Raw genomic sequence first — 7,647 nt, 5'->3', positions numbered from 1 at the left:
TCCTTCCGCACGCGACCCTCTGTCGGGGGCGGCCGGCGGGTAGCCCCCGGAGGGACGCTAGAAAACATGGATGTTTTCTAGCAGCCTACAAGGACGTACTTGCGGCGTGTCCCGGAGCGGGGCTGCCCGTCGGCCGCCCCAGCTCGGATGAATTGAAACGCCGCTCTTCGCGCGGACAACAACGCACAAAAAACCCGGCCGAAGCCGGGTTTTTTGTATGCCGAACCAGAGCCTTCAGGTCCAGCCGAACATCTCGAACAGCTTGAGGATCAGGTATGCGCAGCCGCCGGCGGCCGGAATGGTCAGGATCCAGGCCCAGACGATGCGCTCGATCACGCCCAGGCGCAGCGACCGCGGGTTCTTGGCGTAGCCCACGCCCATGATCGCGGTGGAGATGCTGTGGGTGGTCGAGACGGGCATGCCGAAGTGCGCGGCCAGGGTCAGGATGGTGGCCGAACTGGTCTCCGCGGCGAAGCCGTGGATCGGGTGCAGCTTGACCATCTTGTGGCCCAGGGTCTTGATGATCTTCCAGCCGCCCGAGGCGGTGCCGGCCGCCATGACGACGGCACAGGTCAGGACGATCCACATCGCGATGCCCTCGCCGGCCTGGGCGTCGGGATGCATGAAGGCCAGCCAGGACGGCAGGTCGTTCAGTGCACCGGTCGCTTCGGCGCCGATCAGGGTCATGGCGATGATGCCCATGGTCTTCTGCGCGTCGTTGTGGCCATGGGCGAAGCCCATGTAGGCCGCCGAGACGATCTGGGCCTTGCCGAAGAACGCGTTGACGATGCGCGGGCGGGCCAGGCGGCCGATCCAGCCACCGACCTTGGCCATGCCGGCGATGATCGCCCACAACAGCAGCATGACGATGATGCCGAGCAGGAAGCCGGCGATCGGCGAGGTGATCATGGGAAGGAACACCTTCCACAACAGACCCTTGTTCTGCGCCCAGGTGCCGATGCGTTCGGACCAGATCAGCGCGTCCCAGTTGTTGTGGGCCGCGGCCAGGCCGGCGCCGCACAGGCCGCCGATCAGCGCATGCGAGGACGACGACGGCAGGCCCTTCCACCAGGTGATGAGGTTCCAGATGATGCCGCCCAGCAGGGCGCACAGGATCACCTGCGGGGTCACGTCGATCACATTGGTGTTGAGCAGGCCGGAGGCGATGGTCAGCGCCACCGCCGTACCGGTGAGCGCACCGATGAGGTTCATGAAGGCGGCGAGCATCACGGCCCAGCCGGGCGAAAGCACCTTGGTCGCCACCACGGTGGCGATGGAGTTGGCGGTGTCGTGGAAGCCGTTGATGAACTCGAAAACGAGCGCGGCCAGGATCACCACCAGAACGAGGGTCAGCATGCTGTGGCGTCCGTCAGCTGTTCTTCAGCACGATCTGGTACGCCACCACACCGGCCTCGCGGCAACGGTCGATGGCCTTTTCCAGGATCTCGAAGAACTCCTTGAGCAGGAACATCTGCAGGTTGTCCAGACGGCCGGAGTAGATGTCGCGGTACAGCTCCAGCATCAGGCGGTCGGCTTCGTTTTCGAGCGCGCGCAGCTTTTCGTTGAGCGCGGTCATGCGATCCAGGTTCATGTGGCGCAGGTCGTTGACCATTTCCACGACGACCTTGGCCGCCTGTTCGAGCATCGCCGCGCGGGGCGCGAAGTCGATGTGCTCCAGGTGGGTGGTGGCCAGCGAATAACGATCGGCGAACTTCTCGATCTGCTTGGGGATCTTGTACAGGGCCGAACCCAGCGCTTCGATGTCTTCGCGCTCGATCGGGGTCATGAAGCTGTCCACCAGCGCCTGGCTGATCTTGTCCGAGGCGGCGCGTTCGCGCAGGCGGGCCAGCTTGAAGGCGTCCAGCGCCGGCTGGCGATCTGCTTCGCGCAGCATCGAATGCAGCGCCTTGGCGCTGTCCTGGGCGGCCTGGGCAGCCTCGTCCAGCAGGGTGTAGAACTGTTTGCCGGAGCCGAAAATGGTCTGCAGAGAGAACATGGAGAAACCTATTCGCCGTCGAGGAAGGACGGCACCGGGCGGAATTATGACGGTTTGATGTCCAATCCGGGTACTCCCGTCATCTTCACGCCGTCACGGGGCCCCCTGAACGACTCTGTTTGCACCCCTCCCCCCGGCTTTTGTTAAGATGCGCGGGCACCTTCGGGTGCACTCTATGGAAGACGACCCTTACCCCCCGCCGCGCCCGCCAGGCTTGACCTGGCCCGGTAGCCGCCCGCGCTTGAACACGCCCTCCCTGCCACCAACCGGGGACGACGCCCGTGTTTGAACTGATCCTGCTTGTTTTCGCCCTGATCCTGCTCAACGGGTTCTTCGCCATGTCCGAGATGTCGGTCATGACTTCGCGAAAGAGCCGCCTGAAGCAGATGGCCGGTACCTCCAAGCGCGCCGCCAAGGCCCTGGAGCTGTCCGAGAAGCCCGAGAGCTTCCTGTCCACGGTCCAGATCGGCATCACCGTGATCGGCGTGCTGACCGGTCTGCTGGGTGGCGACGCCATCGGCGAGGCCATCGCCCTCTGGATCAAGGACCTGATGCCCGGTTTCGGCCACGCCGAGCTGGTCGGCAAGGGCCTGGCCGTGACCCTGATCACCTTCGTGACGCTGATCTTCGGCGAACTGGTGCCCAAGCGGCTCGCCCTGACCCGCTCGGAGGACATCGCCGGCCTGGTCGCCCTGCCCATGAGCTGGTTGGCCAAGCTGGCCTTCCCGTTCGTCTGGATGCTGTCCAAGACCACCCGGCTGGTGCTGCGCCTGCTGGGCCTGGGCAACGACGAGGCGGCCACCGTCACGGAAGAAGAGATCCGCATGCTGGTGGCCGAGAGCCACGAGGCCGGCGTGATCGACGCGCACGAGCGCGACATGATGAACCGGGTGATGCGCCTGGGCGACCGTACCGCCGACAGCCTGATGACGCCGCGCAACCGGATCGCCTGGCTGGACACCGTGGCCGACGCCGAGAAGAACCTGGCGACCATGCGCGAGCATGAGTTCTCGCGCTACCCGGTGTATCGCGACAACGACCAGGACATCGTCGGCGTGCTCGAGGTGAAGAGCCTGGTGACGCGCCTGGTGCGCGACGAGCATTCGCTGTTCCAGCAGCTGCGCGAGCCGCTGTACGTCTCCGAATCCACGCATGCGATGAAGCTGCTGGAGATCTTCCGCGAAGAACAGCAGTCGATGGCGCTGGTGGTGGACGAGTACGGCGAGATCCAGGGCCTGGTCACGATCAGCGACCTGATGGGTGCCGTGGTGGGCCGCATGCAGTCGGTGGAAAACGTGGACGAGGACGCCCTGGTGGTGACCCGCGAGGACGGCTCCTACCTGGTCGACGGTTCGCTCTCGATCGAGGACCTGCGCGAGCTGATGGGCAATGCCGAACTGCCCGACGCCGAGGACGGCGACTATTACACCCTGGCCGGCATGTGCATCCACTTCTTCGGGCGCATCCCGCACGCCGGCGAGTATTTCGACTGGGCCGGCTGGCGCATCGAGATCGTCGATCTGGACGGGGCGCGCGTGGACAAGCTGCTGCTGCGCACGCTGGCCGAAGAAGAGACCGATGAACTCACCGGCTGATCCCTCCCCCGCGCCGGACCAGAGCCGGCCGGAGTATCAGAACGAGGGCATCCGCACGCTGCTGGCGATGTTCGACCATGGCGACCCGGACGAACGGCTGCTGCTGGGCCAGATCCTGCAGGGCCTGCAGCAGAGCGCGTTCGGGGTATTCCTGTTCATTGCGATCCTGCCGTCGTTCATTCCGATCCCCGGCATGGGCGGTGCCGTCAGCGGTCCGCTGGTGATCCTGATCGGCGTGCAGATGCTGTGTGGCATGCGACGCCCCTGGCTGCCGGGTTTCATCGCCAACCGGGGTCCGCGGCGCGGCACGATGCACAAGTTCCTGGGGAAGATCGACGGCGCGCTGCGCCGCCTGGACCGCATGCTCAAGCCGCGCCGCCCGGCCTTGCTGGTGCCGTTGCCCGCGCATGCATTCACGGGGCTGCTGCTGGTGTTGACCGGCGTGCTGCTGTCGCTGCCGATTCCGTTCACCAACTATCTATTCGGATTCCAGCTGCTGTTGTTCTCGCTGGCGCTGTTGGAGCGCGACGGCACGCTGATGCTGGTCAACTGGATCGGCGCGATCGCCGCGGTGCTGTTCTTCAGCTTCAGCTCGGGGCAGCTGGTGCACTACCTGACGGAGCTGTTCCAGCGCTGGTTCTGAAAGAACCAGCGCGGTAGAGCCGACTGGGTAGAGCCGACTGTTAGTCGGCTGCCTTTCGCGTAGAACCCAACGCCGCGCTGCGCGCCTAGCCGACTAACAGTCGGCTCTACCCCGTCGGCGTATCGGTCCCGTCGGTCCCGTCGGTGCATCGGTGCATCGGTGCATCGGCCCGCCAGAGCATCGGCGCATCAGCGCGACGTCGTCCGTCGCGCCTGACCCTCCCCGCCTTCAGCGCAGATCGACCACGCCGTTGTCCGACAACGCGGAAGGGTCATCGGAAACCGCCGACAGCACGAAGCTCAACGCCTTGCCCAGCAGCGTGCCCGGGCCGTCCCAGTACTCCGCCGATTCGGCACGCACGTGGATCAGGCGCAGGTTGGGATCGTCCTTGCCGCCCGGGAAGAACAGCTTCATCGGCGGCGACCACAGCTCCTCCACCTTCGCGCGGTCGTGCACGACGCGTGCGATGCCGGCAACCGATACATACGTGTTCTTCGACTGCGATGCGTAGGCCACGTTGACGCGCGGATTGAGCGCGATCTCGGCCACCTTCGGGCTGTCGGCCGCCGTGGCGAACCACAGGTCGCCGTCGAATTCGACTTCCTGCGTGCCCAGCGGGCGGCTGTACAAACGCCCATCGACGCCCGTGGTGGTGAACATGGCGATGTCCACACCGCGGATCAGTTCGGCCAGCTGTTCGATGTGCTGCGCGCGATCATGGTCGGCCATGGGATGACTCCTGCAATAAGGAGCTCCATCACACCGGATCGGCGGCAATGGCGACGTGAACCGAACGGTCACGCCGCCTTCGCAGAACCGCGCTACGTGGCGCCACCACTCGGGTGGGTTGGCGGTGCTCTTTGAAGCGCAGCCACCCATGGGGTGGCTCTACGGGTTTATGCCCTTGCGTTCCATGACTGCATCGCCAGACCAAACGACCGCTTGCGCGCGGCGTGGTCGTAGATGTTGGCGGTGAGCAGCAGTTCGTCGGGCTTATGGCGCGCGGCGAAGGCGGCCATGCCCTCGCTGACCTGGCGCAGGTCGCCCACCACCGCGCAGGCCAGTGCGCTCTGCACGCCAAGCTTCTCGTGCGGCTGCCAGAAGGCTTCGATATCGTCGATCGGCGGCGGAATCAGGCCCGGCTGACCGCGGCGCAGATTGACGAAACTCTGCTGCTGGGTGGTGAACAGGCGCTTGGCTTCGGCCTCGGACTCGGCGGCCACCACGTTCAGGCCGAGCACGGCGTACGGCGCGGTCAGGTACTGCGAGGCGCGGAATTCACGGCGGTAGATCGCCAGGGCCTCGTCCATCGCGTCGGGGGCGAAGTGCGAGGCGAAGGCGAACGGCAGGCCCAGCGCGGCGGAGAGGCGTGCACTGAACAGGCTCGACCCGAGCAGCCACACCGGCACCGGAATGCCCGCACCGGGCACGGCGCGCACCGCCTGCCCGGCCTGCGCCGGCTCGAAGTAGTGCAGCAGCTCGCGCACGTCCTGCGGGAACTGGTCGGCGCTGTCGAAGTAGCGGCGCAGCGCACGCGCGGTGGGCTGGTCGGTACCCGGCGCGCGGCCCAGGCCCAGGTCGATGCGGTCCGGGTACAGCGAGGCCAGCGTGCCGAACTGCTCGGCCACCTGCAGCGGCGAATGATTGGGCAGCATGATGCCGCCCGCGCCCACCCGGATGCGCTGGGTGCCGCCGGCCACGTGGCCGATCAGCACCGCGGTGGCGGCGCTGGCGATGCCGGGCATGTTGTGGTGCTCGGCCAGCCAGTAGCGGTGGTAGCCCCAGCCCTCGGCGTGCTGGGCCAGGTCCAGCATGTTGGCGAAAGCCTGCGTGGTGTTGCTGCCCTCGCAGACCGGGGCCAGATCAAGAATCGACAGTTGCATGGGGCATTCCATCAAAGGTTATGGAACCTTGATGGGGGCGGCGGCCCCGGGACACCATGGCCGTTTGCGGGATGGTGATTCCTGCGGCCACGTTCGGAATCAATCCGCGGCCTGGTCCACCAACGGCTTCAATTCCGCGTCCAGCGCCACGCGTTCGTCGAACACGAAGCAGCGGCCCTCGTAGCCTTCGCCGCCCACCGCCTCGAAATAGCCCAGGATGCCGCCGTCCAGCTGCAGGACGTTGTCCATGCCGTCGTTGCGCATCCACAGCGCGGCCTTCTCGCAGCGGATGCCGCCGGTGCAGAAACTCACCACGGTGCTGTCGCGCAGCGCGGCGCGGTGCGGGGCCAGGGCCTCGGGCAGGTCGGTGAACTTGGTGATCGGCAGCACCAGCGCATCCTGGAAGGTGCCGTACTCGACCTCCTGCACGTTGCGGGTGTCGAGCATCACCACCGGCTTGCCGGCGTCGTCGTGGCCCTGGCGCAGCCAGCGCTGCACCGTGGCCGGGTCGACCGAGGGCGCGCGCGGGAAGGCCAGCGGCTGGCCGTCATCGATGCGGAAACTGATGATTTCCGGCTTCACCTTGGCCTTGAGCCGGGCGAAGGGCTGCATCTGGCTGTAGCTGGTCTTCACCCGCAGGCCGGCAAAGCCCGGCTCGGCGCGCAATGCGGCGTAAAAGCCATCGATGCCCGCCTCGCTGCCGGCCAGGAACAGGTTGATGCCCTCGCCCGCCACCAGCACGGTGCCACGCAGCGCGGCGGCCTCGGCGCGCGCCAGCAGGGTCGCACACAGGGCATCGGGGTCGGCGATTGGCGTGAAATGGTAGGCGGCGGTATTGGCGATCATCCGCGCATTTTACCCGCGGGCTGCGCGCCCCGCCCAACCGGCCATTCAGCCGCGCAGCAGCACGAACGGCAGCAGCACCAGTGCGGCGGCGCCGATCATGCCGGCCAGCACCGCCACCACGAACAACGGCCGCCGCCGCAGCAGCGTGCCGAAGGTCTCGGCGCTGCCATCGGCGAGCGCCGCCTGGCGTTCGGCACGGACCCGTGCGCCGCGTGCCTGCTGGTACTCGGCCATCAACGCCTTGGCGCGCGGCTGGTCGCCATCGTCACGGATCCAGATCCCGCCAAACGAGATCCCCCAGGGGCTGGGTTCGGTGCGGTAATGGGCGATGCCCGCCTGGTCCAGCAGGGCGGTCACGTCCTGGATTTCATCGTCCGCGACGTTGCGCAGGTTGAGCAGCAGTTTCGACATGCGCCCATGATAGCGCCCGGCGATGCGCTACCCTTGCGTCCCCGTTTTCCAACCGGTGCCCGCATGCGTCGACTTCCGAAGTTCCTGCTCGTTCCCGCGCTGGTGTCGCTGCTGGCCGCCTGCACCCCGCCTGGCCCGCCGCCGGGGGGCAGCATCGCCACCTTCGAAAAGATCGACACCCAGCCGGGCACCGGCGCCGAGGCCACCCCGGGCAGCACCATCGTGGTTCATTACACCGGTTGGGTGTACGACGAGCGCGCCGCCGACAAGCAC

Annotated in this window: 8 protein-coding genes and 1 pseudogene; 3 read left to right on the top strand and 6 right to left on the bottom strand. The window is 66.7% G+C overall.

What is annotated here, in order from left to right; genetic code table 11:
- Nucleotides 1-234: 234 nt before the first annotated feature.
- The gene (locus ACREPD_RS21105; RefSeq protein ID WP_421570175.1) at nt 235-1,356 is read right to left on the bottom strand and encodes an inorganic phosphate transporter; all 1,122 of its coding nucleotides are present in this window, start codon (nt 1,354-1,356) and stop codon (nt 235-237) included.
- A 13-nt stretch (nt 1,357-1,369) separates the two neighbouring features.
- Nucleotides 1,370-1,996, bottom strand: a complete 627-nt coding sequence (locus ACREPD_RS21100; protein ID WP_421570174.1) for a DUF47 domain-containing protein — start codon at nt 1,994-1,996, stop codon at nt 1,370-1,372.
- Nucleotides 1,997-2,334: 338 nt separating this feature from the next.
- Between ACREPD_RS21100 and ACREPD_RS21095 the strand changes: the two genes are divergently transcribed.
- Together ACREPD_RS21095 and ACREPD_RS21090 are read left to right on the top strand one after the other, a co-directional pair.
- A complete protein-coding gene (locus ACREPD_RS21095; protein WP_431601107.1) occupies nt 2,335-3,591 on the top strand; it encodes a hemolysin family protein in 1,257 nt (418 codons plus the stop codon).
- Nucleotides 3,575-4,234, top strand: coding sequence for an exopolysaccharide biosynthesis protein (locus ACREPD_RS21090; RefSeq protein ID WP_431601106.1), 660 nt, complete (start codon nt 3,575-3,577; stop codon nt 4,232-4,234). The genes ACREPD_RS21095 and ACREPD_RS21090 overlap by 17 nt, the downstream gene beginning before the upstream one ends.
- Before the next feature lie 228 nt (nt 4,235-4,462).
- Here ACREPD_RS21090 and ACREPD_RS21085 read toward each other — a convergent pair whose 3' ends face one another.
- The 4 genes from ACREPD_RS21085 to ACREPD_RS21070 form a co-directional block, all read right to left on the bottom strand.
- Entirely contained in the window at nt 4,463-4,963 is a 501-nt protein-coding gene (locus ACREPD_RS21085) for a pyridoxamine 5'-phosphate oxidase family protein (protein ID WP_431601105.1), read from the bottom strand.
- Between the two features lie 167 nt (nt 4,964-5,130).
- On the bottom strand, nt 5,131-6,117 hold the full coding sequence (locus tag ACREPD_RS21080) for an LLM class flavin-dependent oxidoreductase (RefSeq protein WP_431601104.1): 987 nt from the start codon (nt 6,115-6,117) through the stop codon (nt 5,131-5,133).
- 99 nt (nt 6,118-6,216) lie between these two features.
- A complete protein-coding gene (locus ACREPD_RS21075; protein WP_431601103.1) occupies nt 6,217-6,963 on the bottom strand; it encodes a sulfurtransferase in 747 nt (248 codons plus the stop codon).
- A 45-nt stretch (nt 6,964-7,008) separates the two neighbouring features.
- On the bottom strand, nt 7,009-7,374 hold the full coding sequence (locus ACREPD_RS21070) for a DUF6164 family protein (RefSeq protein WP_431601102.1): 366 nt from the start codon (nt 7,372-7,374) through the stop codon (nt 7,009-7,011).
- A gap of 63 nt (nt 7,375-7,437) precedes the next feature.
- Between ACREPD_RS21070 and ACREPD_RS21065 the strand changes: the two are divergent.
- Nucleotides 7,438-7,647 (top strand): annotated as a pseudogene (locus tag ACREPD_RS21065) (FKBP-type peptidyl-prolyl cis-trans isomerase); the annotation flags it as partial.

Origin of the sequence: Stenotrophomonas sp. (assembly GCF_050737075.1) — a bacterium.
In the GTDB taxonomy this organism is placed as follows: Bacteria; Pseudomonadota; Gammaproteobacteria; order Xanthomonadales; family Xanthomonadaceae; genus Stenotrophomonas.
This window is presented reverse-complemented; position numbering and strand designations above follow the sequence as displayed.